At 57.3% G+C, this 26773-nt stretch carries 26 protein-coding genes and 1 tRNA gene; 14 read left to right on the top strand and 13 right to left on the bottom strand.

Annotated features, from left to right (window positions below):
- Window positions 1–61 precede the first annotated feature (61 nt).
- A complete protein-coding gene (locus RBB77_RS04400) occupies window positions 62–2170 on the top strand; it encodes a prolyl oligopeptidase family serine peptidase (RefSeq protein ID WP_353064963.1) in 2109 nt (702 codons plus the stop codon).
- Between the two features lie 374 nt (window positions 2171–2544).
- On the opposite strand, the gene RBB77_RS04395 is transcribed toward RBB77_RS04400, so the two are convergent.
- From RBB77_RS04395 to RBB77_RS04385, 3 genes are all read right to left on the bottom strand, one after another.
- Window positions 2545–3228 carry a phosphoribosylanthranilate isomerase gene (locus RBB77_RS04395; RefSeq protein ID WP_353064962.1) on the bottom strand — a complete coding sequence of 228 codons (684 nt, stop codon included), beginning with the start codon at window positions 3226–3228 and terminating at the stop codon, window positions 2545–2547.
- A 30-nt stretch (window positions 3229–3258) separates the two neighbouring features.
- Complete coding sequence (trpC, locus tag RBB77_RS04390) at window positions 3259–4062, bottom strand: indole-3-glycerol phosphate synthase TrpC (protein WP_353064961.1); 804 nt, start codon at window positions 4060–4062, stop codon at window positions 3259–3261.
- Window positions 4063–4164: 102 nt separating this feature from the next.
- Window positions 4165–4251: transfer RNA gene (locus RBB77_RS04385), tRNA-Leu, on the bottom strand.
- A 237-nt stretch (window positions 4252–4488) separates the two neighbouring features.
- Between RBB77_RS04385 and RBB77_RS04380 the strand changes: the two genes are divergently transcribed.
- Window positions 4489–4746, top strand: coding sequence for a hypothetical protein (locus RBB77_RS04380; RefSeq protein WP_353064960.1), 258 nt, complete (start codon window positions 4489–4491; stop codon window positions 4744–4746).
- 31 nt (window positions 4747–4777) lie between these two features.
- Here the strand turns inward: RBB77_RS04380 and RBB77_RS04375 are convergent, their stop codons facing one another.
- Window positions 4778–5380, bottom strand: coding sequence for a response regulator (locus RBB77_RS04375; RefSeq protein ID WP_353064959.1), 603 nt, complete (start codon window positions 5378–5380; stop codon window positions 4778–4780).
- Window positions 5381–5600: 220 nt separating this feature from the next.
- Here RBB77_RS04375 and infC point away from each other — a divergent pair, with 220 nt between their 5' ends.
- The 5 genes from infC to RBB77_RS04350 all read left to right on the top strand — a co-directional run bounded on the left by infC (window position 5601) and on the right by RBB77_RS04350 (window position 8413).
- Entirely contained in the window at window positions 5601–6245 is a 645-nt protein-coding gene (gene infC, locus RBB77_RS04370; RefSeq protein WP_434557111.1) for a translation initiation factor IF-3, read from the top strand.
- Window positions 6246–6730: 485 nt separating this feature from the next.
- Window positions 6731–6910, top strand: coding sequence for a hypothetical protein (locus RBB77_RS04365; RefSeq protein WP_353064958.1), 180 nt, complete (start codon window positions 6731–6733; stop codon window positions 6908–6910).
- Window positions 6911–6976: 66 nt separating this feature from the next.
- Window positions 6977–7156, top strand: coding sequence for a hypothetical protein (locus RBB77_RS04360; protein ID WP_353064957.1), 180 nt, complete (start codon window positions 6977–6979; stop codon window positions 7154–7156).
- A 65-nt stretch (window positions 7157–7221) separates the two neighbouring features.
- Window positions 7222–7401, top strand: coding sequence for a hypothetical protein (locus RBB77_RS04355; protein ID WP_353064956.1), 180 nt, complete (start codon window positions 7222–7224; stop codon window positions 7399–7401).
- A gap of 142 nt (window positions 7402–7543) precedes the next feature.
- Window positions 7544–8413, top strand: a complete 870-nt coding sequence (locus RBB77_RS04350; protein ID WP_353064955.1) for a hypothetical protein — start codon at window positions 7544–7546, stop codon at window positions 8411–8413.
- A 105-nt stretch (window positions 8414–8518) separates the two neighbouring features.
- Here the strand turns inward: RBB77_RS04350 and RBB77_RS04345 are convergent, their stop codons facing one another.
- Window positions 8519–10528, bottom strand: coding sequence for a 30S ribosomal protein S1 (locus RBB77_RS04345; protein WP_353064954.1), 2010 nt, complete (start codon window positions 10526–10528; stop codon window positions 8519–8521).
- A 389-nt stretch (window positions 10529–10917) separates the two neighbouring features.
- On the opposite strand from RBB77_RS04345, the gene RBB77_RS04340 reads away from it, so the two are divergent.
- Window positions 10918–11532 (top strand): HIT family protein, encoded by a 615-nt coding sequence (locus RBB77_RS04340; protein ID WP_353064953.1) that lies wholly within the window; start codon window positions 10918–10920, stop codon window positions 11530–11532.
- Between the two features lie 504 nt (window positions 11533–12036).
- Here the strand turns inward: RBB77_RS04340 and RBB77_RS04335 are convergent.
- From RBB77_RS04335 to RBB77_RS04320, 4 genes are all read right to left on the bottom strand, one after another.
- A complete protein-coding gene (locus RBB77_RS04335; protein ID WP_353064952.1) occupies window positions 12037–12579 on the bottom strand; it encodes a nuclear transport factor 2 family protein in 543 nt (180 codons plus the stop codon).
- A 148-nt stretch (window positions 12580–12727) separates the two neighbouring features.
- Entirely contained in the window at window positions 12728–13015 is a 288-nt protein-coding gene (locus RBB77_RS04330) for a putative quinol monooxygenase (protein ID WP_353064951.1), read from the bottom strand.
- A gap of 14 nt (window positions 13016–13029) precedes the next feature.
- Window positions 13030–14340, bottom strand: a complete 1311-nt coding sequence (locus RBB77_RS04325) for an adenylosuccinate synthase (RefSeq protein ID WP_353064950.1) — start codon at window positions 14338–14340, stop codon at window positions 13030–13032.
- A gap of 154 nt (window positions 14341–14494) precedes the next feature.
- Window positions 14495–15433: a VWA domain-containing protein gene (locus RBB77_RS04320; protein WP_353064949.1), complete on the bottom strand. Its 939-nt coding sequence runs from the start codon at window positions 15431–15433 to the stop codon at window positions 14495–14497.
- A 445-nt stretch (window positions 15434–15878) separates the two neighbouring features.
- Here RBB77_RS04320 and RBB77_RS04315 point away from each other — a divergent pair, with 445 nt between their 5' ends.
- Entirely contained in the window at window positions 15879–17909 is a 2031-nt protein-coding gene (locus tag RBB77_RS04315; protein ID WP_353064948.1) for a fused MFS/spermidine synthase, read from the top strand.
- Between the two features lie 40 nt (window positions 17910–17949).
- On the top strand, window positions 17950–18783 hold the full coding sequence (locus RBB77_RS04310) for a DNA-formamidopyrimidine glycosylase (protein ID WP_353064947.1): 834 nt from the start codon (window positions 17950–17952) through the stop codon (window positions 18781–18783).
- 15 nt (window positions 18784–18798) lie between these two features.
- Here RBB77_RS04310 and RBB77_RS04305 read toward each other — a convergent pair whose 3' ends face one another.
- On the bottom strand, window positions 18799–19698 hold the full coding sequence (locus RBB77_RS04305; RefSeq protein WP_353064946.1) for an ROK family protein: 900 nt from the start codon (window positions 19696–19698) through the stop codon (window positions 18799–18801).
- 34 nt (window positions 19699–19732) lie between these two features.
- On the bottom strand, window positions 19733–21130 hold the full coding sequence (sthA, locus tag RBB77_RS04300; protein WP_353064945.1) for a Si-specific NAD(P)(+) transhydrogenase: 1398 nt from the start codon (window positions 21128–21130) through the stop codon (window positions 19733–19735).
- 187 nt (window positions 21131–21317) lie between these two features.
- On the opposite strand from sthA, the gene RBB77_RS04295 reads away from it, so the two are divergent.
- The 4 genes from RBB77_RS04295 (at window position 21318) to RBB77_RS04280 (ending at window position 25110) form a co-directional block, all read left to right on the top strand.
- Window positions 21318–21944 (top strand): thiamine phosphate synthase, encoded by a 627-nt coding sequence (locus RBB77_RS04295; protein ID WP_353064944.1) that lies wholly within the window; start codon window positions 21318–21320, stop codon window positions 21942–21944.
- A gap of 39 nt (window positions 21945–21983) precedes the next feature.
- On the top strand, window positions 21984–22826 hold the full coding sequence (locus RBB77_RS04290; protein ID WP_353064943.1) for a sulfite exporter TauE/SafE family protein: 843 nt from the start codon (window positions 21984–21986) through the stop codon (window positions 22824–22826).
- On the top strand, window positions 22823–23233 hold the full coding sequence (locus RBB77_RS04285) for a DUF1634 domain-containing protein (protein ID WP_353064942.1): 411 nt from the start codon (window positions 22823–22825) through the stop codon (window positions 23231–23233). Before RBB77_RS04290 ends, RBB77_RS04285 begins: the two co-directional genes overlap by 4 nt.
- 347 nt (window positions 23234–23580) lie before the next feature.
- The gene (locus tag RBB77_RS04280) at window positions 23581–25110 is read left to right on the top strand and encodes a hypothetical protein (RefSeq protein ID WP_353064941.1); all 1530 of its coding nucleotides are present in this window, start codon (window positions 23581–23583) and stop codon (window positions 25108–25110) included.
- Between the two features lie 439 nt (window positions 25111–25549).
- Here the strand turns inward: RBB77_RS04280 and plsX are convergent, their stop codons facing one another.
- Window positions 25550–26554 (bottom strand): phosphate acyltransferase PlsX, encoded by a 1005-nt coding sequence (gene plsX / locus RBB77_RS04275; protein ID WP_353064940.1) that lies wholly within the window; start codon window positions 26552–26554, stop codon window positions 25550–25552.
- A 33-nt stretch (window positions 26555–26587) separates the two neighbouring features.
- Window positions 26588–26773, bottom strand: coding sequence for a 50S ribosomal protein L32 (gene rpmF / locus RBB77_RS04270; protein ID WP_125485089.1), 186 nt, complete (start codon window positions 26771–26773; stop codon window positions 26588–26590).

Raw genomic sequence — 26773 nt, 5'->3', positions numbered from 1 at the left:
TCTAAGCTATAGTCCGACGGTGAGACGTCGCGTCTGCCAATGTGACCCGAAAGTTGACCTGATGAATATGATCTCTGCAGTTGCACCGCTCTCCTCTGAAACGACCCCAGCTCTTACCTATCCGACCGCTCGCAGAGTCGAGCATACCGACGATTACTTTGGCACTACGGTCAGCGATCCCTACCGCTGGATGGAGGATGTCGATTCGGCCGAGTTGAAGACATGGGTCGACGCCGAGAACGAGCTGACACAAAGCTATCTTGCTGAGGTTTCCTCTCGCGAGACGATGCAGAAGCGGCTGATGGAGCTGATCAACTTCGAGCGATACACGGCTCCCGCGCGACGTGGCACCAGGTACTTCTACTCGCACAACAGCGGGTTGCAGAATCAGAACGTCATCTACTGGCAGGAGGGGCTTGACGGCGATCCGAAAGTGCTGCTCGATCCGAACACTTTCTCCGCTGATGGCACGGTTGCGATCAGCGGCCTCAGCATCACCGACGACGGGTCGCTAGCCGCCTATTCGATTGCGGATGCGGGCAGTGATTGGGTGAAGTGGCACGTGCGCGATGTTGCGTCCGGCAAGGATCTGCCTGATGTCGTCGAGTGGTCAAAGTTTAGCGGAGCAGCGTGGTTGAAGGATGGCAGCGGCTTCTTTTACCAGGGCTACGACGCGCCCGAATCCGAAGCGCTGAAGGCCGCAAATTACTTTCACAAGGTGTTCTTTCATAAGCTCGGCACGCCGCAGAGCGAAGACAAGCTGATCTTCGACCGTCCCGACGACAAGGAATTGAATGTTGGTGCGAATGTAACCGACGACGGGCGATACCTGGTGCTGTATCAGTCGAAGGGCACCAGCCCCAACAATGAAATTGCGGTCAAGGATCTTCAGGAATCTGAATCGCCGATCGTACGATTGATCCCTACTGCCGACGCGACGTACTCTCCAATCAACAATCACGGCAGTCTTTTCTGGTTCCTTACGACACTCGACGCGCCCAGCGGCAAGGTCATCTCAATCGATCTGAATCATCCCGAGCGCGAACACTGGAAGACCCTTATCCCCGAGAGCAAAAACAAACTCAGCGATATCTCGATCATCGACAACACCTTCATCGCCAGCTACCTTGCGGATGCGCAGAGCTTGATCGAGCTTCGCAGTCTTGATGGTCAGTTGATCGAGCGGCTGAAGCTGCCGGCGATTGGTACGGCCTATGGCTTCGGGGGCCTGCGAGAGGATACCGAGACCTTCTACCAGTTCACCAATTTCACGACTCCGGGCACTATCTATCGGCTCAATATGAAGACGCGGCAGTCGACGTTGTTTCGGCAACCGAAGCTGTTGTTCGATCCGGCGCTCTATGAAACGACGCAGATCTTCTACAACAGCAAAGACGGCACGCGCGTCCCCATGTTTGTGAGCCATAAGAAGGGTCTTGTTCTCGATGGCTCAGCGCCGGCTCTTCTCTATGCGTATGGCGGCTTCAATGTACCGTTGCTTCCGGAGTTTTCTTCTGCACACGTGATGTGGATGGAGATGGGCGGCATCTATGCGCAGCCCAGCCTGCGCGGCGGTGGAGAGTATGGCGAGGCGTGGCATGAAGCTGGAACACGCGTGAAGAAGCAGAACGTCTTCGACGACTTCATCGCTGCGGCTGAATGGTTGATCGCAAACAAGTACACCTCGGCAAAAAAACTCGCTATCTCCGGAGGAAGCAACGGCGGTCTTCTGGTGGCGGCGTGTGAGTTGCAACGACCAGATCTCTTCGGCGCAGTCGTCGCGCAAGTGGGCGTGATGGATATGCTGCGCTTCGATAAGTTCACGATCGGATGGGCGTGGAAGGAGGAGTACGGTTCACCGTCAGAGAATGCAGAGGAGTTCTCTGCGATCTACAAATATTCTCCGTTACACAATATTCATGCTGGCAGCGCGTATCCGCCGACACTGATCACAACAGGCGATCACGACGATCGCGTGTACCCTGCGCACAGCTTCAAGTACACGGCAGCTCTGCAGGCGGCACAGGGCGGTACAAATCCGATCCTGATTCGCGTGGAGACTCGAGCCGGCCATGGTGCTGGTATGCCGCTCAGCAAACGGATTGAAGCCACTGTCGATCAGTACGCTTTTCTAGTGAAGGAGTTGAAGGCAGGGACGCCGCAAGACTAATAACCAGTTGCGCAATAAAGCTGCAGGCACCTTTCAAACAAAGTTCACGAGACCCCAGTTGTTTTGCTGCGACACTGGGAGTGATTCCGCTTTCGTTGTATGTTCATAGACCCTGCTTTTGGTGTTGACCCGCAGTGGAAATATGAATCCGGAAGCGGTCTCTACGCGTCCTATATATGCGTAGAAAGGTTGCCTCATGAAACCCAAAATCTTTATCGCATTGCTTCTTGCTCTTACTCCTGCATTAGCTTCCGCACGGCCAAGGACAACGAGTGCACACCAGCGTCCATCGATGATTCACGACCGCGCTCCGAAGGCTCACGTTCAGCATTCGTTTGCACACCACGCCTAAGCTCTAGTATCAGCGCTCGAGCTCAGATCGAGTCAACCTTCGACTCCCTGGCCTTCCTGATAAACGCAGCGAGTTTTTCAGGGCTCTTCCGGCCGGGCTCAGACTCCACACCACTTGCGACATCTACTCCCCAGGGATTGAGTCTCTGTATAGCTTCTGCCACGTTTTCTGGGCGGAGGCCGCCTGCAACGATCAGTTTAAGTTCAGGTGCGACCTCAGCCAGAGTGGTTCGCGCTGCGTCCCAGTCGAAGGAGATACCGGTGCCTCCCAGCTTCGTCCCCACCTTTGAATCGATCAGGACACGGCTTACGAAACCGTCTGCCGCGATCCTTCGCAGCTGCGCGGCTACGATGGCGGTGTCCGCTCCGTCGGCATCGACCTGCCAGTGAATGGTCTGGATCAACGAGACCTGTCCGGCGAAGAGTTTATGCAGTCGCTGCAGGAGCGCGAAGTCGACGCCGCTATGAAGTTGAACTGCGGTGAGACCAGCTTCGTGGGAGGCGCGAGCGATCTCGTACGCATCGAGCGACTGGAAGACGCCTACGCGTTCGACGTTCGCTGGAAGATGCGGCGTGATCTTTGCGACCTCTGCGGAGGTGACACGGCGTGGGCTGGCCGCAAAGACGAATCCGAGCGCATCGGCGCCGAGGTCGGCGGCCAACTTCGCGTCGTCAAGATTCGTGTTGGCGCAGATTTTGATCCACATGATGGTGTCGCCCGCTGACGCGCTTATGGATTAGATGTCGGAGGAGTACTCGCGATCCAGAAGGGTTGCGAGTGCAGCCGCCGGGTCGGGTTGCCGCATCAGCGTCTCGCCGATGAGGAAGGCATCGTATCCAGCGGCTCGCAGCGTGGCGATGTCCTCGGCAGTGCGTATGCCGCTCTCGGCCACGGTGACGACTTCTTTCGGCGTCGATGCAGCGAGTTCGAGGAAGACTTCGGTGCGTACGGAAAAGGTGCGCAGATCGCGGCTGTTGACGCCGATCAGATCAAAGCCGAGATCAATGGCGCGATCCATCTCTTCGCGGTTGTGCGTCTCGCAGAGGACGTCAAGTCCTCGAGAGTTCGCCTCGTCACGCAGATCGCTGAGCGCGGTATCGGTGTGCGCGGAGACGATGAGCAGAATCGCATCGGCACCGTAGGCGCGGGCTTCAAGGATCTGAAAAGGATCGAGGATGAAGTCCTTGCGGAGGCAGGGGATTTTTACGACTCCTGAGGCCTGTTGCAAATAAGCGAGCGAGCCTTGGAAGAACTCCTCGTCGGTGAGGATGGAGAGAGCGGCGGCGCCTGAAGCCTCGAAGGTCTTCGCGAGCGTGACGGGATGGAAGTCGCTGCGAATGAGGCCCTTTGAGGGAGAAGCTTTTTTGATCTCGGCGATGATGGCGGGCCCACTCTTTGCCGCGGCCTGAAGGCCGGCACGGAAGCCGCGTGGGGTGTGGGCAGCAGCCATGCTCTCGAGCAATCCGAAGTCCGCGACCGCCTTGCGAGCCCTTACCTCGAGAAGCGTGTGCGCAAGGATCTGATCAAGCTGAGTGGGCATAGTCCCTTTGTATCTTGCGCCTCTTAGGCTTGCTGGGTTTTACCCGCACCCGATCGCAGTTGGCAGCTACAAACTGCCTGCATGCGATCGAGATTGAAACTTTGGTGCCGAAGGGGGGACTCGAACCCCCACACCCTTGCGAGTACATGGACCTGAACCATGCGCGTCTGCCAATTCCGCCACTACGGCACGGTGTCATTCGCTCCGCCTGGGATGGCCGGAACACGCTAACCGCGAGCTTTTAGTTTTACAAACGCAGACGCCGATGTCAATGTGCGCACGGTCGCGGCGAATTCCATTTAGCGGAACGCGGATACCTATGCGAGGAGGGTTTTGTGCATCTAATGTTTGAGCAGCAAAACGAGATTGCGAATCTTCTCCCCAAGAAGCGCGTCTAGACCTGAAAGAAGGGCTGACACTCTTATCATGGACGAACTGAAGATCTCCTCACCAGGCGCGAACGTAGACAGAATTCCTGAAGACATCTCGGTCGAGATGCGTAAAATCGCTCACGACCTGAGCAATGCGCTCGAGGTCATCGTGCAGACGAGTTATCTACTCGGCACGGCAGATCTGAAGGAGCCTGCGTCGGAGTGGCTGCGCATGCTCGATGGCGGCGTGGAAAAGGCGATGAAGCTGAATCAAGAGCTGCGCAGCTACATCAAAGACAATTCCTCACATTAGTCGGAGAGCGCGCGGATCTACTGATCCAGGATCATGTGCGGCGGCGTGCCGGCTTGGACTTGAGGGCGGTCTTCGTCACTTTTTTTACGATAGCTTTCTTTGCGACAGGCTTCTTCTTCAGGGCTGCCTTCGCGGGCGCCAGCTTCTTGGGCAGCGTCCGTTTGACTGCCTTCTTGGCGACAGTTTTCTTGACGACCGCTTTCTTCTTCGCGGCCGGTTTAGCTGGCGGTTTCGCGGCGGTAGTCGGCAAGCCGAGGTCAGCCAGTTTTCTCTCGTGTGAGGCGATCAGGTCTTCGATCTGCTGGAGGAGGATGCGAGTGTGCATGGGCTTGACGAGGAGTTTGTCAGCGCCCATCTCCTGCCAGTCCTCTTCGGCCACAGGGAAGGCTGTCAAGAGCGCGACCGCCGGATGATAGTTTGCAGCACGCGCCGCTTTGATGACCTCGACACCGGCGACGTCGTGCTCCATGCGCATATCGGTGATCAGCATCTGATACTCGCGGGTGTGCAGCTTCGAGACGCCCTCGCGTGCTGAGGCTGCGGTATCCACATCAAAGCCGCTGATCTCCAAAACGGCCTTCAGGGTCAGCAGGACGGGCACTTCATCATCGACCAAAAGAATACGGCGTCTCATTCGGTTCCTTTCTGATGCTTCGGAGCAAACATACATGATTGGAGGGTCGATTCCAAAGTTGGCCGTCAATCGGGCAACGAAGACCCGCTCGGAGGGGCCAAATCCGCGTCGCCGGCTTCGGGGACTTCATGTGTGAGGTGGTATACTTCACGTTGCAGTGCAACCTTTCTTGAGATTTGCATCTAAACCCTAAACAACGCATAGCGGGTGAGAAGATCCGCTGTGGAGGCGACTTATTCCACCGATTGATAAACGTTCCGCCAAGTCTTTTATCCGCACAAACGAACGCATCCGCGCCCGCGAGATTCGCGTCATCGACGAAAATGGCGAACAGCTCGGCGTCATGGCTCCCTTTGACGCTCTCAAGATGGCCAGGGAACGCTCCCTCGACCTGGTAGAGATCTCCCCCAACGCCGTCCCCCCCGTCTGCAAGATCCAGGACTACGGCAAGTACCTTTACGAGAAGGACAAGAGCGAGCGCGCTGCCCGGAAGAAGCAAAAGGTCATCGTCATCAAAGAGGTCAAATTCTCTGTGACGGTCGATGAGCACGACTACCAGACCAAGAAGAACCAGGCAGTACGCTTCCTGGGAGAGGGCGACAAGGTCAAGGCGTCGCTGCGATTCAAAGGCCGCCAGATGGCCCATCGCGACCTCGGTTACAAGATTATCAACCGTCTCATCCTCGACATCGGTGACGCTGGGTTGGTTGAGTTCATGCCCCGTATGGAAGGCACAACACTTCACGCGATTTTGGCGCCATCGAAAAAAGTAGAGGCAGCTCCCAAGAAGGCTGCTACTTCAGCCCCTCCGGCTGCGGGAACCAAACCCACCGAACCTGCAGTTCCCACCCCTGCTCAGGCCTGATAAAGCACCCATTTCGCTTCATTTTTAAGACGAGGTGGGTGCGCAAAACATTTCTACACGACTAGGCATGCCAGGAATTAGGGCGGCGATCTTTCTGCCTGCCATGCCCCTTGTTCTAGCTGTCTATTTTGGGGAGAGTTCTATGCGCGGGCCTTTTGCCGGCGCCTACCCAAATTCCCCTAATCATTGCAATACCCTCAGGTTGCAGCTTCCAGCTCATATCGCATTTTGGCCAAGCTGCACCTAAGTAAGCGCGTCTTCCCGAAGGCTGGCTTCGTCTGAATGTATGTCAGGTTTTCGGATCTTGACCCGCGCCATTACCCATTTGCGCGAGTAGAACTATTACTTTAGTAATATAAACTGTTTGATACTTCTGTATATCACTGATTACATTAGACTTAGTCCAGTTTGTATCCTATTGTTACATCATCTGGTTTGTCCAGAGAAATCTTTTTACATAAATACAACTTTGGGGGTATCTCGTTATGAAACATATGGTTCGCGCGTTTGTCGTAGTCCTCGTCCTCACCGGTGCAGTCGCTTCAACTCAAGCTTCCAACGCCTCCGCCAAGAATAAAATTGTCGCCGCTCGCACCAGCCTACTACCAGTTCCTACCTGCGCGCCAAACGATCCCAACGCATGCGGTATGGGCCACAACCGGTAACGGAAACGCATCGAGCGGTATAACAGACTATTTTACAACTACTTAAACCCCAAAGAGGCCATTCCTATGAAGCACATTGTACGCATCTTCGTCCTCGCCCTAGTCGTAACTGGCGCAGCCGCCACCACCCAGACCTCCAACGCCTCCGCCAAGAATAAGATCGTCGCCGCCCGCACCAGCCTGCTACCAGTTCCTACCTGCGCGCCCAACGATCCCAACGCATGCGGTATGGGACACGGCCGGTAACGGAAACGTCCGCAGCGATCTAACCGGTTAATTTACAGATACTTACCCCGAAAGAGGCCACTCCTATGAAACACATCGTACGCATCTTCGTCCTAGTCCTAGTAGTTACAGGCGCAGCCGCCACCACCCAGACCTCTAACGCCTCCGCCAAGAACAAGGTCGTCGCCGCCCGAACCAGCCTGCTGCCAGTTCCCACCTGTGCTCCAGACGATCCTAATGCTTGCGGCATGGGCCACGGTCGCTAGGCCATTACGCAAACTTTTGCATGTTAATTAGCTAATAAGTTGTTGTATCCGCTCTTGGAATAGGCTAGGCTTGTTTTTGCTTCCTACGGGTACGACAACCATGAATAGCTTCTCACAGAACCTCCTTGAGACGATCGGATACTTGGACCCCATTCTTTCCGGCCTGTTGATCTATTTTCTGATCCGCAGCAAAGTAATTGGCCAGTTCAAATATCTCGTTGCGCTGCTCTGCGTAAGGTTTACGTGCTCGATCATCTGCCTGCCGCTCCTTTATCTAAGCGGCCGGAGTATGGAGAAGCACCTCGCTTATCACGTGTATTTCTATGTTTACTGGGCGAGTTATGCGATGGAGGCTATCCTTTCGCTTCTGGTGATCTACAGCATCTTTAAACTGGCGATGGCTCCTCTAAAGGGTTTACAGACCTTGGGCATGCTGGTTTTCCGATGGGTTGCAGCCATTTCCGTAGCGGTCGCTATCGGCGTAGCGGTAACGCCCCATGTCTCTGGTATCAATTTCATGGTCGCCATGATTACGCAGCTCCAGCAGACATCCAGCATTCTTACCCTTTGCCTCCTCCTTTTTGTATGCTTCGCCATTCGCCCGATGGGTCTCTCTTACCGTAGCCGTATCTTTGGCGTGAGTCTGGGACTCGGTTTACTGGCGACCATCAATCTGGTCAACTCAGCATGGATCGCCCATAATCCAAGCATGTACTCGTTGTTTAGCGTAATTAACGGGCTTGCGGTTGGACTGACACTTATTATCTGGTCAGCTTACTTTGCCTTTCCTGAGCCAAAGCGTCGCATTATTACGCTTCCCACAACCTCGCCGTTCCTTCGTTGGAATCAGATTTCAATGGCTTTGGGTGACGATCCTGGGCATGTAGCAGTTGGTGGAATCCCACCCGAACTCTTTGCCCCGGCTGAGCTCGAGGTCATGCGTCGCGCCTCTGCGAAGATGGCTGAGGGATCAATTGACGCGCCTGCTTCTATGCATTCCCTCTCCGCATAGAAGAACTAGCTGAGCGTCTTGCCCGAGTATCTTTAGATTGGAAGATACATAAAGTAAAAAGGCCATCCCGAACCGGGATGGCCTTTTACTTTGCTTTCTTCGAGCTTAGTCGCGCTCAGACTCAGAGCGCTTCCAGTTGATCAGGTCGCCCAGCGTGGTGCTGCTGCTGTTGCCCGAGGATGAAGACGAAGACGAACCCGAGTTATTGCCCTTAGGCGACTTCTCGCGCTCCTTATAGCTCTCGACTTCTGCGCGGCTGGCTTCTTCGCCGACTGCACGGATGCTGAGACCGACCTTCTTCTCTTCCTGGTTCATCTTGACGATCTTGAACTCGTGCTCCGAGTCCACATCCATCGAGACTGGCTTACCCTCGGCATCGATCGCCTCGGAGACGTGGCAGAGGCCCTCGACTCCTTCCGCAATCTCAACGAAGGCACCGAACTGAGCCGTACGCAGGATCTTGCCCTTGATGACATCGCCAACACGGTGCTGGGCGAAGAACGTATCCCAAACATCAGGCTGAAGCTGCTTGACGCCAAGCGACAGGCGGCGGTTCTCAGGCTCGACGCCCAGAACGATCGCACGAACCTTCTCGCCCTTCTTCAGGACTTCCGAAGGATGCTTGATGCGCTTGGTCCAGCTCAGGTTCGAGACGTGAACGAGTCCGTCAATGCCATCCTCGATTTCGATGAAGGCACCAAAGTCGGTGAGGTTGCGAACGCGTCCCTCGATGATGGCACCCGTCGGGTATTTATCTTCGAGCTGCTCCCAGGGATTGTCCTGCAGCTGCTTCATGCCGAGCGAAATGCGGCGATCGTTCGGGTTGACGCTGAGGATGATGGTGTCGACCTCGTCGCCGGGCTTGACCATCTTCGACGGATGCTTCATCCGCTTGGACCAGGTCATCTCGGAGACGTGAACGAGACCTTCGATTCCCTGCTCGAGCTCAACGAACGCGCCGTAGTCGGTGACCGACAGAACGCGGCCGCGAACCTGCGCACCGATCGGGTAACGCTCGGTTGCATCGAGCCACGGGTCAGGCGTCAGCTGCTTGAAGCCAAGCGAAACGCGCTGTTTATCCTTGTCGAACTTCAACACCTTCACTTGGATCTCGTCGCCAACATTGACGAGGTCGCGGGGGTGGGTGAGGCGACCCCAGCTCATATCGGTGATGTGGAGCAGGCCATCGAGGCCGCCCATATCGACGAATGCGCCGTAGTCGGTGAGGTTCTTCACGGTGCCAGTAAGGACACTGCCTTCTTCCAGAGTGGCGAGAGTGACAGACTTCTTGGCGTTCTGGTCTTCTTCAAGAAGCTCTTTGCGGCTGATAACAACGTTGCCGCGCTTCTTGTTCAGCTTGATGACGCGAACTTCGATCTCGGTGCCTATGTAGCCGTCGAGATTGCGGACGGGACGGACTTCGACCTGAGAGCCAGGCAGGAACGCCTTGATGCCGATATCGACGGTGAGACCGCCCTTGACGCGGCTGAGAACCATGCCTTTAACAGGGGTCTTGTCGTTCGCCGCTGCCTCGAGCTTGTCCCAGACCTTGTGACGGAGAGCCTTGTCATAGCTGACCAGGTAACCGCCTTCGGCTTCTTCGCGCTCTACCACAACTTCAACAGTGTCACCGGTCTGGAACTTCGAGACACCATTGATGTCTAGAACCTGCTCCAGAGGGATGAGACCTTCAGACTTGAGCCCGATGTCGACAACAACATGCTTGTCGGTGATCTTGACGACGGTGCCGGTAACGATGACCTCTTCTGCGGTCAGGTTCTGGGCAGCGGCAGACTCGGCAGCTTGCTCGCGATCAAAACTCGCAAGGGCGGCAGCAAAGTCAGCTGCGTCGTAGTTCAAATCATCGTCAGACTCGTCGGCTGCAGCGGTCACCGTTGCTACGGTTCCGTGGTCTGCAATTTCGTGAGCGGCGGCAGCGGGTACAACATGCTGTGCAGCTACACTTGACGCGTCGTGGGCGGTCTCATGCTGTTGGGTTGAGGTGGATTCAGAAGACAGGTCTGTGTGAGCCGCTGTCGCTTCGGGCGCTAGGACTTCCGTTTCGGTGGTCAGGGGTTTGCTCTCGTTGTGGTCAGGATTATGGTTTTCTACCATGGTGAATGCGGACTCCGGGATCCAAGAGATTTCTTCCTCTAGAGCGGCGCTTGGGCGGGAGCAATCAGCGAATCCGGGAGGGGAGGCTGGCTGCTTTCTCTATCCCCGCGACAGCTTCGGCAGGATGGAAGGAATCAGGTCTTGCGAAGTAGCTATTGCACTTGGGTCCCACACGCAATAGCTCACTCCTAAAGCATAGAACTTTGCATACGGTACGTCAACAAAAGCTAGGCTCGGCGCCTGCATTTTCATCACCATGTCATGCTCGTAGGCGGACAAAATTTTCATGGATCGTACATATTTAGATGCAGGCCAACCCCCTAAGTATGCAAATTGTGGCAGAGAACGTAGGTTCCAAGAGGCGCGTCCTCCGTGGGATCGCTTTGGGCGTGTCTAAAACCGTTTTGAAGCCGCGCTATACTCGCCGAATGGATCGCCTCTGGACGCCTTGGCGCTACAGCTACATCACCCGCTCAGATCCCCAGGCCAGAAGCGGGGTTCCGGCCGCCCTCAGCGCCTGGCCACCCACCGAGGCGGAGGACAAACACTGCGTCTTTTGCAATATGATCGCCGCGGTTGACTACGCCGTCGATCACGGGCTCGAGCGGGAGACCGCCGAAAAGGCTGCCCACATCGTTTACCGGGGGCAGTACTGCTTTATCTGCCTCAACGCCTTTCCCTACTCCACCGGACACCTGTTGCTTCTGCCCTACCAACATCTCGATACGCTGGCGGCGCTTCCAGTTGACGTTGCCCATGAGTTGATGACTCTCGCCCAGCGTTCTGAGCTGGCTCTTCGGGAGGTCTATCTTCCGGGAGGAATCAACATGGGTCTCAATCTGGGGGAGGCAGCAGGTGCCGGCATCGCCGACCACATGCACGTTCATGCGCTTCCGCGATGGAGCGGAGATACCAACTTTATGACGGTGACCGCGGAGACTCGCGTCCTTCCTGAAGCGCTCGACGTGACGTGGGAGAGGCTTCGCGCTGTCTTCAAGAATTGATACAACTAATAATTCTCGCCTTTCATCCAACCTTACAATAGACAAAGGCATCGTCTTTAGTCTCTCGAGGGCCCCATGTCAAGCTTCTCGCAGACCTTTCCAGCATCCTTACGATCTCGCGCCGTCCCCTCGCCGGAAAGTGGCGGTGCGCCCGTACCAGATCGTCGTCCTCACCTTATTCCGGTTCCACCTCGCAAACCCGCAGCATCGACTCGCCAATATATCTCCCTATTTCCTCACGAATCGGAGGATGCACGCCTGACCGGCGCGACTCGCTCCCTGTACCGTAGACTTCTGGCACTCAATCTGCCTCGCCCGGCGGCGAGCTCTCTCGAGCCCGGGTCTTCCCCACGGGAAGCAAAGCTGCCCACAGTCGGCGCACCCAAAATCGCCTGAGGACAGCCATCAGCTGCCCCAAAGTCGCACTACATCATGGACCCTGCCTTGAGCAGGGTCTTTTTCGTTAACCTGCCCAAGAAAAAATTGATGATACGTATGAGTTGATTACAACGATGGCCCGGTTATAGGCGTGCCACTGGCTGCCTTGGGCCCGGATGCGTCGCGATTACCCGACTCCCTCGATCCCGGCACCCGCGTTGCTTCGAAGCTTGTGATCTTCCATGCTCCTGAAGGCAGCCTTTGATAGACGCGCGTGTAGCGGAAGGTTCCCTGAACCGGCGCGCCTTCATTGGTTCCTTCTACCTCGGCACGCGAGGTCACAATCGCGATGGAACCGACCAGCTTCACCTGCATCTCGCCCAGTTGAAGCTTGGTCAGTACGAACTTGTGAGACCGCATGCGGTCCAGTTGTTGCATCTTGGTGTTGACCTGTCCGGTCACCGAAATACCGATGTAATCGTCGGAGAGGAGCTTATCCATCGTGGCGACGTCGCCAGAGAGCTGGGCCTGCCGCCACTGCTCTTCAAGCGCTTCGACCTGCTTCTTGGCGTCGTGCTTTTTCTCGTGCAGAGGCTGCATGTGAAGAGCAAATGCGATCGACGCAGGCCATCCCATTACTATGGCCGCAAGCAACACGGCAGAGCCCACCAGCGACCTACGAATTGGACGACCACATAAGCCCATAAGCGTACCGGATGGTAGACCGATTTACCGCGTTGAGTCAAAACTACTTAAGTCGTACGAGCAACTCCACACATAGGACGATCAAACTGCGCAAAGAGCCTCAAAGAAAGTTCTAACAAACAGCCGTCAGATTTTCGACCTGACGCTCTTTCATCTTCTGGTACAGGCCTCCAACCGCGTACTGATGAAAATGCGGTGTCCCTCTATGATGCTCCAACGCCGCGTCGTCGACGTACTGTTCGTAGATTAGAACAGTACAGGCCTCCCCTTCGACGAGATGTGGAATATAGCTCGCGCATCCCGACTCCTTTCGGGAAGCAGCGGTCAGGTGGCACAGGATCTCGGTAATCTCGTCGCGGTCGGTCTGGTCGAAGGTCATTCTCACCGTAAAACTAAGCATAATCCGCCTTTTCTCTACGCCTTCAACGCATCTTCAAACGCAGGCAACGTCATCGTCTGGTCGCGGTCTGGGCCTGTGGAAACCATTCCAATCTTCGCGCCGGATTCCTGCTCAATAAATTTCAGATAATCCTGAGCCAACTTCGGCAGCTTGTCGAACTCCGTAATCCCCTCTGTCGAACTGTTCCAGCCCTTCAACTTGGTGTAAATCGGCTCGATCGCGTTGTAACCCGGCATATCCGCAGGGATCAGGTCGGTCAGCTTGCCGTTAACCTTGTACCCGGTACAGACGGGAATCTCGGCGCACTCGTCCATCACATCCATCTTTGTGACCACCAGCCACTCGGTTCCGTTGATCATGTTGCTGTAGCGCAGCAACGGAAGATCGAGCCAGCCGCAACGTCGCGGACGCCCCGTGACTGCACCATACTCCTGCCCACGGGCGCGCAACAGATCGCTGGTCGAATCGTGAATCTCGGTCGGGAACGGCCCTTCGCCCACTCGCGTCACATAAGCCTTGGTGACTCCGATCACGGTGCCGATCCTGGTCGGACCAACTCCAGTACCGGTCACCGCACCACCCGCCGTAGAGGACGAAGAGGTCACAAAGGGATACGTTCCGTGGTCGATGTCGAGCAACGCACCCTGCGCGCCTTCGAACATCACCTTTTCGCCGTTGTCGATCGCGTGGTTCAGCATCACCGCCGTATCGGTCACAAATGGCGCGATCTGCTCCGCCGCACGAGAATATTCCTCGTACATCGTTTTGGGGTCCAGTGGCTCGGTGCCGAACAGAGCGTGAGCGATCGTGTTCTTCTCGTGGCATGCATTCTCGATGTGCGTCCGCAACAGCGCCGAGTTCAGCAGATCCACAACACGCAGCCCGCTGCGATGCATCTTGTCTTCGTAGGCCGGCCCGATGCCGCGGCTGGTCGTTCCGATCTTCGTCCGCCCCGGCGCATTCTCCGCAGCCAGCTCGATCATCCGGTGATACGGCAGAATCACCTGCGCGCGATTCGACACGAAGAGCTGCCCATCCACCGGCAGGCCGGAGTCTTTCAGCTTCTTCACCTCATTCAAAAAAGCCATCGGGTCCAGCACAACGCCATTGCCGATGACACCCTTGCACTCCGGGCGCAGAACACCGCATGGAATCAGCTGCAGCACAAACTTCTTGCCCTTGATGATGACCGTGTGGCCGGCATTGTGGCCGCCTGCGTAGCGGGCGACGACGGAGAATTTCTCCGACAGTACATCCACGATCTTGCCTTTGCCCTCATCGCCCCACTGGGCACCCAAAATAACCGCTGATTTGCGTTGATTCACGACGGATGTGTTCTCCAAGGATGGTTGTTGGCCGGAAGACGCGCACCGCACCAGGCGAATGCACACATACATCTATCATATAGCGTCGCGCGGGTTCAGTGTTCTGCGCCCGCCAACGCATGGCCTGTCAATCAAATCGCCTGCGAACAGGGGGTCAAGGCTGCCCGTAAAACACGCTCCGTGTTCGCGCCGTCAATCCCGGCGTCTCCACCTTCACGTCAACAGTGTGCAGCTCATTTGGCCGGTCAGAGGGCACTGGGTCGATCGTCACGGTGTAAAACGCGTCGGCATCCGCGACGCAGCGGTTTACCAGCTCCGTAATGTCGTTGCTGGAGTTCAGTGCTTGCCCCCCGCTCTGCCGGGCGAGTACCTGCAACGATAGATTCCCCGCCTGCGCATTCTTCGGCGTCGCTAGCGGCTTCAAAAACTCCTCATAATAAGTGAGACGATTCGTCGCTGCATCGTCCACCCCAAGCGGGTCGACACTGTACAGCGTAATCCGAGCCTGACGGAGCGCATTGGCGAGCCAGACAACCGACGAAAACAGGCCCTGTTCCTGTTTCGTAGTGAGTGTAATGTTTGGTCCGCTCAGAATCGGCCAGCCCGGACTAATCCAGATCACAAGCTTTCTCCCCGGCAGTCTCGCCTCGGCGGCAGCGAGCATTCCCAGATTCTTCTGCGAAAGACTGAAGCGCTCTTCGGCACCATAAAAGCCCGTCGAACGCCTGATCGTTCTCAGCTTGGTTTCATGTTCATCGAACGAAGCCAGCAACGCCTTTCCATCGGTCGAGGCGTCGGGCTGCAGTTCGGTTCCCGTGTCGGTGAAGAAGCCCAGCGACACTGGGTGCGTCAGCTGTCCGCCATTCTGCAGCAGAAATTTTCTCAATTGGTCACGCTCATACGCGACGCGGGTGAAGGTGGTATTCACCTCATCGACCATGAGGATGATCTTGACTGGCGGCTCAGCGACCCCGTCAACCGCGCGGAACGACAGGATCTTTCGCGGCTGCCCATTGTCACGCACAACAAAATCATTTTGAGTCAGGCCGGTTCGGGGTTTTCCCGTACGGTCCGCCACCACAACGTCCAGCACAAGGCGAGAATCCTGTGCTTCTGAAAGCGGCGTTACGTTCCCGGGTACTTGGTCCTGCGGGGGTGCCTGCACCGAGTGTTGCGCGAATGACGAGGCAGAAAATCCAAAAAAGCACAGTAGAAACAGCGTGGCCCGACTCTGCGTACCCATACTCACCTCGAGGTCTTTACCGCAACATCAATGAGCTAGATAGCTTCTACAAGCTCAACCTGCCATTTGACGCGTCACCACTCTAGCAGCAAGACGTCGCGGCCCGGACAGTAGTTTCAGCTACTCGGCTTTTTAGTCCTCGCAAAAATCTCCCGCCTATCCTTTTCGATGGCGCGAGCTACAAATCTCCCGATATCCTCCTCCTGCGCTCCGGTGGACTGAATCGCGATCGATCAAGATCAAGAACGAACACACCACTCCGAAACCGCGCATCATGGGAGACTCAGACAACCAAATGCCAGCCCCACGCCTGCTCTACGGCATCACCATCTTCCTCGGCGCCCTCCTGCTCTTCTTCGTAGAGCCGATGGCCGCAAAACAACTGCTGCCCATTCTTGGCGGCTCCTCCGCGGTCTGGCTCACATGCCTGGTTTTCTTTCAGACCACCCTGCTCCTCGGCTATCTCTATGCCCACTGGATCACCCGTTGCCAGGCGACTACCTGGCGCCGCCATGTCTATCTGGTCACTCTCGCCGCAGCTGTCGTCTTGCTGATCGCGCAAAAGATCTTTCCCCCTGAGATCGGTCAGGGCTTCGATCACCCCGTCACCACGATCTTCGCAACACTCGCCTTCACCATCGGACTGCCGTTCCTCTTGCTCAGCGCCACCAGCCCTCTGCTGCAAGTCTGGTTCCAGCGCACAAAGGGCGGCACCATCCCTTATCGTCTCTTCGCACTCTCGAACTTCGGCTCTCTTCTCGCACTCATCTCGTACCCATTCCTGGTCGAACCGCACCTCACACTCAAGCTCCAGCGCACTCTCTGGTCAGTTGGCTTCCTTATCTACGCAGTGTTCTGCGCCATCCTCGCACGCCAACTCCATCCCGCCTCGTCACCAGCCGACGAGCCAGAACCCGCACCCAAAGCGCCGAGCCGAGCCAAGTGGCTCTGGTTTCTCCTCCCCATGGCCGCCGCCATGCAGCTGAGCGCCGTCACCAGCCATCTCACCGTCAACATCGCAGCGATCCCTCTGCTCTGGATGCTTCCGCTTGCCGCCTATCTGCTCACCTTCATCTTTGCGTTCGAGTTTCCAACCCTCTATCACCGCGGCATCGTCGTGCGTTTGCTCGTCGTCATGCTGGCAAGCCTCGGCTACGCCATCTCGAAGACCGACGTTAGCCTACCAATCGGCATCGCCATTCTCTTCTTCCTTGCGGAGTGTTTTCTCGCCGGACTCTTCTGCCACGCCGAGACCTACGCTCTCCGCCCTCAGCGCCCCGCGGAAACAACGCTCTTCTACCTGCTAATCGCAGCCGGAGGAGCGGCGGGAACCTTCTTCATCGGCATAGCCAGTGCGCTCATCTTCTCCGCCAACTACGACCTCGCCATCTCCTTCTTCGTCACTGCCGCCCTCGCCATCGCCGTCACCTGGAACGACGGATGGCCGCAGCGTCTTCTCTGGTCTACCGCCACCGCACTGCTCCTCTTCTTCACCATCATGCTGCACACCGCCTACGCCCGCGAGGCCATCCTCGAAGTTCGCAACTTCTACGGAAGCATCCGCGTGAAGGAACGCACCGGCCCCCACGGCGGCACCGAGCGCATGCTGCTCAACGGCACCATCCAGCACGGCACGCAACTCTTCGCCCCCGGCCTCACGCGCACTCCCACCACCTACTATGCCGACGACTCCGGTATCGGAGTTGCGCTCCACCACTGCTGCGACGCGCGCCCACGCAACATCGGCGTCATCGGCCTCGGCACCGGCACCATCGCAACTTACGGCACAGCGAACGACCGCATTCGCTTCTACGAGATCAACCCGCTCGTCCGTCCCATCGCGCAAAATCTCTTCACCTATCTGCGCGACTCTCCCGCACAGATCTCATTCGCCGAGGGCGACGCCCGCACCTCATTGACGCGCGAATCCCCGCAGAACTTCGACGTCCTCGCTATCGACGCATTTTCCGGCGACGCCATTCCCATCCACCTGCTCACGATCCAGGCAATCGAGCTCTACAAAAAACACCTCGCGCCGGGCGGCATCATCGCCTTTCACGTCTCCAACCAATATCTCAACCTTCCACCGGAGCTCGCGGCCCTGGCCGACGCGGCAAACATGCAGTCCAGGCTGATCGAAAGCCAGCCCGACGATTCACTCGGGGCCTACCGCGCAACGTGGATTCTGCTCAGCTCGAATACCGCGTTCTTTGATCAGCCCGAGGTCGCAGCCGTTGCCGGCACCGTCCCCACAGACGCAAGCCTCCGTGCCTGGACCGACGACTACTCCAGCATCCTGCCCATCCTGCAACTGTCGCACCACTAAACACCGACGAAGCCGCGCACGCTCCTATACTTAAACAGCCATGCCTGAACTTCCCGAAGTCGAAACCGTTGCCAATGGCGTCCACGCCCGCATTCACGGTCAAACCATCCGCTCCGTCTGGACCAGCAACAAACCTCAGACCTTCAAGTCCTCCCCCGACGACATCGTCGAAACTCTCACCGGCAGCCGCATAGACCGCGTCCACCGCGTCGGAAAAACGATCGTTGTCGATCTGACGCGATCGAAAGAACAAGGGAAGAAGGCCGCACAATTCCTCGTCCACCTTGGCATGACCGGCCGTCTGCTGGTTTCAACGCCCGACACTCCGATCCCATCGCACACTCACGCCATCCTGACTCTAAGCAGTGGAAAGGAACTTCGCTTCGTCGATGCTCGCCGCTTCGGCCGCCTGTCTGTGATGGAAGCAGTTACGCCAGAGCAGAAATATGCCGGCCCCGGCGCCGAACCTCTCACCATAGCGCTTGAAGATTTCATCGCGCTCTTCCATGGCCGCAAAACCCCCATCAAAGCCGCGCTATTGAATCAGTCTCTGCTCCACGGCGTAGGGAACATCTATGCCGACGAAAGTCTCTTCCACGCTGGCATTCGCCCCACACGCCACGCAGGACGCCTCACCCGGGCCGAACTGACTCGCCTCCACGCAGCGTTGATCAAGGTGCTCGCTGAAGCGATCAAGCTGGGCGGCTCGTCGGTCTCCGACTACGTAGACGCAGACGGAGTCGCAGGCTTCTTCCAATTGCACCACCACGTCTACTCGCGCACAGGCCAGCCTTGCCGCATCTGCGGCACACCGATCAAACGCGTCGTAGTCGGCGGCCGCAGCACCCACTACTGCACCACCTGCCAGAAATAGCTGGGAGACTGCCGTCTACCGGGCGGCAGCAGCCTGCTCGGCCGAGACGGCGGCCCCGATAACCCGTACTTCCGGAGTATCTTCGACAATCTCCAGCGAGTAGCCCTGCAACGGGCTCATCTTCACCATCTGGGCCAAGTAGTCCTTCAGCATCGACATATCCAGAAACCGTGTGTTGAATCCGGAGATGAAGATCTTCCCGGGCCCTGCCATGTGAATCGTCGTAGACGACGCCGCAGCCAAAGCTTTATGCCAAAGCCGCTTGAAGTCCAGGCAGCGCGCATCGCCCTGCTTGGCCGCTTCGAAGACCTCTTCCGGTTCCATGTCGAGGAACCGCAGCCGCATCGCGCGATGCCCCATGATCCCTTCCATGTGCCCACGGCCACCGCATCCGCAGAAGCGTTCCTTTTCGTCGAGGGTCACCACAGAATGTCCGCCCTCCCACGCGCCGGGAGCAAACGGATAACGCCCATAGCCGATTCCAACGCCGAGAGTCCACACCCGGATCATGCTGTCCAGCTTGCCATGCAGCGAAGCCAGACCCGCCGCCATGCCATCGGCATCGTTCACCGCCGTAACGCTCACGTCGAGCCCGTGACTGCGCAACTGTCCGACAAGCAGCTCCTGAATCTTTGCACCCTTCAACTGCGGCAGATTCGGCGCCTCTGCGACCACGCCGTCCTTTACCAGCCCGGGCAAAGCCACTCCAACCGCCGTGAAATCCTTCGCCCCATCGGCTGCGAGGAGCACCTGATTTGCAATTGTCTGCACCAGCGCTTCGGTATGCTGCTCCACCAGTGCATCTTCGTCGTCGTGATCTTCAGGAAAGCGTCGCACCGGCCCTACAAGCTTGTGATCCACCACCAGCCCGGCAGAAATTCGTTCCGAAAGTATTACCCCAATTGTCTTTGCCATTACCCTGTCCGCCTCGTCCTGGGGTGCCGCATTTCTACTCAAATTTGCTGACGCGGTTCAACCCGTTGAAAGCCGCAACTTTATAACATTCTGCGAGAGTTGGATAGTTGAAGACGGTATCCACGAAATAATCCAGCTTTCCGCCCAACGCCATCACCGCCTGACCGATGTGCAGTAACTCGCTCGCACCCTCGCCAATGATGTGCACTCCGAGAATCAAGTGGTTCATCCGGTGAAAGATAATCTTCAGCCGGCCCGTCGTATCGCCGCGAATCTGGCCACGCGCAATCTCGCGATAATAGGCCACGCCCACCTCGTACGGCACGTCTTCTTCGGTCAGCTGCTCTTCGGTCTTGCCGATAAAGCTGATCTCCGGAATCGTATAAATCCCGTACGGATACAGCCCCGGGTTCGACAGCACCTGCTCGTCGCCAAACGCCCGAGCCGACGCCACCCGACCCTGCTCCATCGACACCGAAGCCAGCGACGGGAATCCAATCACGTCACCCACGGCGAAGATGTGCGGCACCTTCGTTCTGAAATCCTTATCAACCGGAATACGCCCACGCGAATCAGATTCGATGCCCACGGCAGCCAGGTTCAGCTCATCCACATTGCCCTGTCGGCCAACCGCATACAGCAGCGCATCACCCTGAACCTTTTTCTTGCTCTCGAGATTCGCCACGACCGTCCCGTCCGGCATCTCTTCGACCGACTCCACCTCTTCGTTCAGCCTCATCGTCACCCGCGAGTCCCGCAGATGGTAGCTCAGCGCCTCGATAATCTCCTGGTCGGCAAACTCCAGAAGCCGCGGTCTCCGCTCAATGAGCGTCACCCGCACTCCGAGGGCTGAGAACATACAGGTGTACTCCACCCCGATGACGCCGCCACCGACGATAATCATCGTCTTCGGCAGGTTAACCAACTCCAGCACCAGGTCCGAGTTGATGATGCTGCGCCCGTTGATCGGCACCTTCGGCGACGACGCCGGCTTGGTCCCGGTTCCAATCAGAATGTTCTTCGCTTCATACACCGTCGAGCCGCGCGAGTTCGTCACCTTCACGTGCGTCTCGTCTTCAAAGCTCGCCACACCCACCAACATCTCGATGTTATTGCGCGAAAGCTGCGCCTCGGTCACGTCGATCTCGGTCTTGATCACGTGCTGCACCCGAAACGCCAAGTCCGCCATCGTGATCCGTTCCTTCACCCGATAGTTCATCCCGTAGATGGATTTGTAGTTGTACCCGGAGAGGTGAAGAACCGCCTCGCGCATGGTCTTCGAAGGAATGGTGCCGGTGCTAATGCAGGCGCCCCCGACCACCTCGCGCATCTCCACCAGCGCGACTTTTTTTCCCAGCTTGGATGCGTAAATTGCAGCTCGTTGCCCGGCCGGTCCGGACCCGATGACAATCAGATCGTAAACACTACTCATAGTGGCACATACTCATGGACATACACTCCAACGCTAGGCTGGTTCTTGTCCCGTTATCGGCCCCTGCGTGGCGATCGTGAGGGGCCAGTTGCTAAACCGTGGCGCGTTCGCCTTACTGCCTTGAAACTACCACACCAACATCACAGACTGCACTTAGGGGGCCTTGGCACCATACACTGATTTGACCATGATTCGCTACGCCATCACCAGCCGCGCTCTCTACCCCGGCAGCGAACACGACAAGCAAATCGCTCTCCTCGCCGAAGCCTCCCACTGGATCGCCGACCACATCGACTTCATCCAGCTTCGCGAAAAAGATCTCCCCGCCGCATCCCTGACCGTCATAGCGCGTAAACTCCTCCAAACCATCCACTTGACCTCCAGCCCAACGCGCCTGCTCATCAACTCCCGCCCCGACATCGCCCTCGCCACCAACGCCCACGGCGTCCACGTCTCCTCATCGCCCGACGAACTCACCCCGACCCAGGTCCGCGATCTCCACACCTCCGCCAACCAACCCGTACCCATCATCACAACCTCCTGCCACACCCTCGCCGACATTCAGCGCGCGCATCTCCACCAAGTCGACGCCATCCTCTTCGCCCCCGTCTTCGAAAAGCCTCTCCCCAACCAGCAGACGATCCCTGGCCAGGGCCTCGACGAACTTCGCGCAGCCTGTCTTGCAGCCGCCCCTATCCCCGTCTACGCGCTGGGCGGCGTCACCCTCGAAAACGCCCCCTCCTGCCTCGAAGCTGGAGCCGCCGGAGTCGCCGGAATCCGCCTCTTTCATCGCTCCCCCGAACATCTATCCTGATATCCCCTAAAGACCTCATGCCATAATCGTCACACTCGAATGCCGCTCGCCCTCTTCACCTCGCTGGTCTTCGCAGGGTCGCTCGCAGCCGGCCTTCTAGGAGCCATGACCGGCCTCGGCGGCGGCGTCGTCCTAGTTCCCCTCCTCACCCTCGCCTTCCACGTCGACATCCGCTACGCCATCGGCGCCTCCCTCATCTCCGTCATCGCCACCTCCTCCGGATCAGCCGCCGCCTACGTCCGCGAAGGCTTCTCCAACGTCCGCATCGGCATGTTCCTCGAGGTCGCCACCACCCTCGGAGCCATCTTCGGAGCCTTCCTCGCCACCCGCATGCCCACTCACGCCCTGGCGATCGTCTTCGGCCTCGTTCTGCTCTACTCGGCGTGGCTCTCCTGGCAACAAACCCACCACCCCGAGACCGCCCCGCACCCCAAAAATCCCTGGTCCGACCGTCTCCGCATGTCCGGCTCCTACCCCGACGGCAATGGCGGCCAGCGCGACTACACCGTCGACCGCATCCCCGCCGGCTTCGCCACCATGTTCGGTGCCGGAACTCTCTCCGGCCTTCTCGGCATCGGCTCGGGCGCCGTCAAGGTCCTCGCCATGGACCGCATCATGCGCATCCCCTTCAAGGTCTCGACCACCACCAGCAACTTCATGATCGGCGTCACTGCGGCCGCCAGCGCCGGCATCTATCTCCAACGCGGCTACATCAACCCCGGCCTGGCCTTTCCGGTCATGATCGGCGTCCTCGCAGGTTCTCTCCTCGGAGCGCACCTTCTCGTCAAAGCGCGCGTCTCCCTCCTGCGAACCATCTTCACCTTCGTCATCCTCGCCCTCGGCGTCGAGATGATCGTCAACGGCTGGCTGGGCAGATCATGACAGAACAACAAAAACCCGCAATCCCCAACGCATCACCCACGCCGACATTCGACGACCATCGCCTTGAAATGCTCATGGGTCGCCTCCTCCAGACCGGCGTCCTCCTCGCCTCCATCACCGTTCTGATAGGCGGAGTTCTCTTCCTCATCACACACGCAAACCAAACCGCAAACTACCGCACCTTCTCCGCAGAGTCCGCCAACCTTCGCCACCCCTCTCACCTTCTCCCTCTACTCGCTGCCGGAGACCCAACTGCGATCATCCAGCTAGGCATCCTCCTGCTGATCGCCACTCCCATTGCCCGCGTGGCCTTCGGAGTCATCGGCTTCGGCATAGAGCGCGACCGCCTGTACACCGCAGTCAGCGTAGCCGTCCTCACAATCCTCATCATCAGCCTCTTCCGCTGAGTGGAACAAAAGATCTTGTAGGGTCATCATCCCCGAATGGTTCTCCTGTCTTCTCTTGCCGTTGCCTGTCTTTTGGTCGTCATCCACGAGGGGGATCTGCTTCTGTCGTGCCCCCTGTCGTTCCTCCTGGCCGCTACTTCGGACAAGTAGAATCAGACATCGGTAAACAGAAGCCGACTTATGGGTACACAAACGCCGTTCTCCGGAAGTCTAATAGCGACTGCTGTCCACCAACGCGGGCGATGGCCAACGAGAGCGATCGCGCAATCAGTCTTGCTGCGGAAGTAGCTAGGCCTTACACGAAACGAGAACCACAACAGGCTCGTCTTCTGTCACTGAGGGTCGGGATGAAACTTTACGCAGTCAACATGGTGGTGTTTCTGGTTTTCGCCGTCTCGGCCCTTCATGGACAAACATCGACACCGACCAACACGGGGCCATTGTGCAAGCCTGCTGATATCGACGCCACATTCTCCTTCGCCGACGCTCCCGCAGGCGAACAAACAATCGTCATTCATCTGCACAATGTGACTTCACAGCCTTGCAGGCTCCGAGGCGAACTCGCTCCCAGCTTCGCTGTCGATGGGCATGGCGCCACCATCGAAACCTGCTGGCTTTGTGCACGGGATGGCCGCCCTGACGCTGAGGCCATCCGGCGCAATAATGACTTCGTTATTCCCGGCGACGGCTATACCCAGGTGGCCTATCGGTGGTCTTCAGTTGGCGATAAGTGCCAGAAGGTCGACTGGGCAACCATCGGAGTCGAATGGGACGGTCGGGCAAATCTTCTCTTTCAGAACATGCACTGGAAGCCTCATGTCTGCTCCATCATGCAAATCTCCGGCTATAAATCCGACGTAATAGCCGCGACTCGACCGACAACCAGCGCGGAGACTACTCTGAAAGTCACTCCTCCGCCAGTGCCGATCTACGCGGACGAGTTCATACAGCTGAATCTTGAACTGAGATCTTCGCAGAATGTCGTCGGTCCTACCGGACGTTGCCCCGAACTATACGCAGTATATGAGAATGGCTCCGGCGCTACCCGCTTCGAAGCCATTCTCCCCGACGGTTACGGAACTCTCGTCCTCAATGCGACAGACGAGCCCAATTTGTTTATTTCGGGTTACTCCGATGAGTTGCCTGCACAGTTTAAGGGCTACATGCGACTCTGCGAAACGGCTGGAAAGCGCACAACCACGACCGTTACGCTGCCGGCGTCTTTGGAAGCACCTATTCATGTCGTCCCACAAGCCAATCTGAACAGCGTACGCCACATCGTGTGGCGTGCTGAGAACTCAAGCACGCATGAGCCAGTGTTCGTCACTGCAGACGTCCACTTCGATATCCTCGATCCGGATACCCTGCCACAAAATTGGGGACCACAGGTCGAAGGCATCGGTGCAGGCCTTTCCGTCGACAAAACAACGTTCACTCTTGGCGAAACGATCCCGCTGCACCTTCGTTGGGAAAACTTCTCCGCGAGTAAAAAACTGGGGGTTGGAGAGTGTGGGGGTCCTCAGCCTCGGGTGGAAATACAGGATGCATTGCATCGTGTCCTGGGGACGCTCATCGATTACGATATGGGTTGTATGGGTCATGGTTGGGGACCATTCTCGGTCGAGCTTGGAAAACAGCACAGTAACTTTGCAAGTCTCAGATATTCCAAGATGGGATATTTCATTTCGAGTGATGCGAAGCCAATTACCGAGCCTGGCGTTTATTACCTTCTTGCGGTGTGGTCGCCCCCAACGCTTGAAGAAAGGACCGACCAGACTGAATCTCAATTCCCAGGTGCAAAATATACCTTTGGAGAGCGCTATGCCACAGCACGCTCACTACCCGTCCGCATCGACATATTGCCGGGCAAGAATTGATTTCACAATTTGGACAAAAAGTCGTCCTCTCAGACAAGTGGCGCTGCGCGGGGCGGTCCTGGAATCGGCCTCTGTCTGAAATACCAGTCAGAAAAGGCCAGATTATCGCCGTCTCGTCTTTCCATAATTCCTGTCAAGCCCCCTGCACACGAAAACCCGCGCCAATCCTGAACAATCGCGTGGCGTATGAGTTATCACCAAACCGCTATACTTAATCCAGAGCAAACAAATGGCCTCGAGGGGAGTACTCAACCTCGGAGGCCATTCTTCTTTGCAATGAGAGATTTAGCCGTAACCACTTTGTTATGACGAATTTGACTATAAATACTTTGTTATGACGAATTTGCAAGGAGCAATTTTCTCAAGTCGCTCATAATGAATCGTTTAAGCAGGGGTATGGGGGAGGGGGTGGGGGGTGCTGAGAGACCGGAAAGGAAGTCTAAGATGACCGGAGCGAAGACTCAATCCCGGAGTTCACCTCGGCCTGCGCAAACTCCGCAGCCACACGAATGCCGTTCATAATCGCCTTCTCGTTCGACGACCCATGCCCGATGATGCAAACGCCGCGTACGCCGAGAAGAACAGCCCCGCCATATTCGGAATAGTCCAGCCGCTTTTTGAACTCCGCGAACGCCTTCCGCGAGAGCAGGGCGCCAACCTGCGAGGTCACAGTCGACTTCAAAGACTCCCGCAGCGATGCACTCAACAACTGTGCCGTTCCTTCAATCGACTTCAGCGCGACGTTTCCGACAAAGCCATCGCAGACCGCGACATCGGTATGGCCGTTGAACAGATCGCGTCCTTCCACGTTGCCGGTGAAGTTGATGCTCGTCAAAGCCCGCAGCAGCGGCAGCGTATCGCGGGTAAGAGAGTTTCCTTTCAAATCCTCTTCGCCGATCGAAAGCAGGCCGACCTTAGGGTTATGAATCTTCAGCACGTTCTTCGCGTACATGTAACCCATCACCGCAAACTGAACAAGGTTATCCGGGTCGCAGTCCACATTCGCACCTACATCGAGCAGCAACGACGGCACGCCTTTGATCGTCGGCAGAATCGTAGCCAGAGCAGGACGGTCAACTCCCGAAAGCATCCCCAGGACCATCTTGGCCGTAGCCATCGCCGCGCCTGTATTGCCGCCAGTAAAGAACCCTGCGGCACGCCCTTCGCGGACCATCTTCAGCCCCACCCGCATGGTGGAATCGCGCTTGGACCGGACTGCCTGCGCAGCCTTGTCATCCATCGTGATCCACTCGCTGGCCGGCACAATGAAGACCGGCAGTCGCTGCCCACGCAACGCCTGCCGCAGAATCGGACGAAGCCTGTCCTCCGGCCCAACCAGATGCACGCGAACGTCATATTGGCGCGCAGCAAGGACGGCCCCGCGAACCTCAGGTTCGGGGGCCTTGTCGGAACCCATTGCGTCTACAACGATGTCAGTCGGCATCAGCAGGGAAGAGCAGGGTTTGAGGAAGAGATGTTAGCTGGCTTCTTTAGTCACAAGCACGTCGCGACCCTTGTACGTGCCACACTTGCGGCAGGCACGATGGGGAAGCTTGCGCTCGTGGCAGTTGGGGCACTCGGAGAGGCCGGTGGGGGTCAAAAAGTCGTGGCTGCGGCGTTTGGCAGTCCGTTGCTTGGAGTGGCGCCGTTTTGGATTAGGCAT

Source organism: Tunturibacter psychrotolerans, from assembly GCF_040359615.1.
Classification (GTDB): domain Bacteria; phylum Acidobacteriota; class Terriglobia; order Terriglobales; family Acidobacteriaceae; genus Edaphobacter; species Edaphobacter psychrotolerans.
Note: the sequence above shows the minus strand (reverse complement) of the source record. Positions and strands in the feature narration are given on the sequence as shown.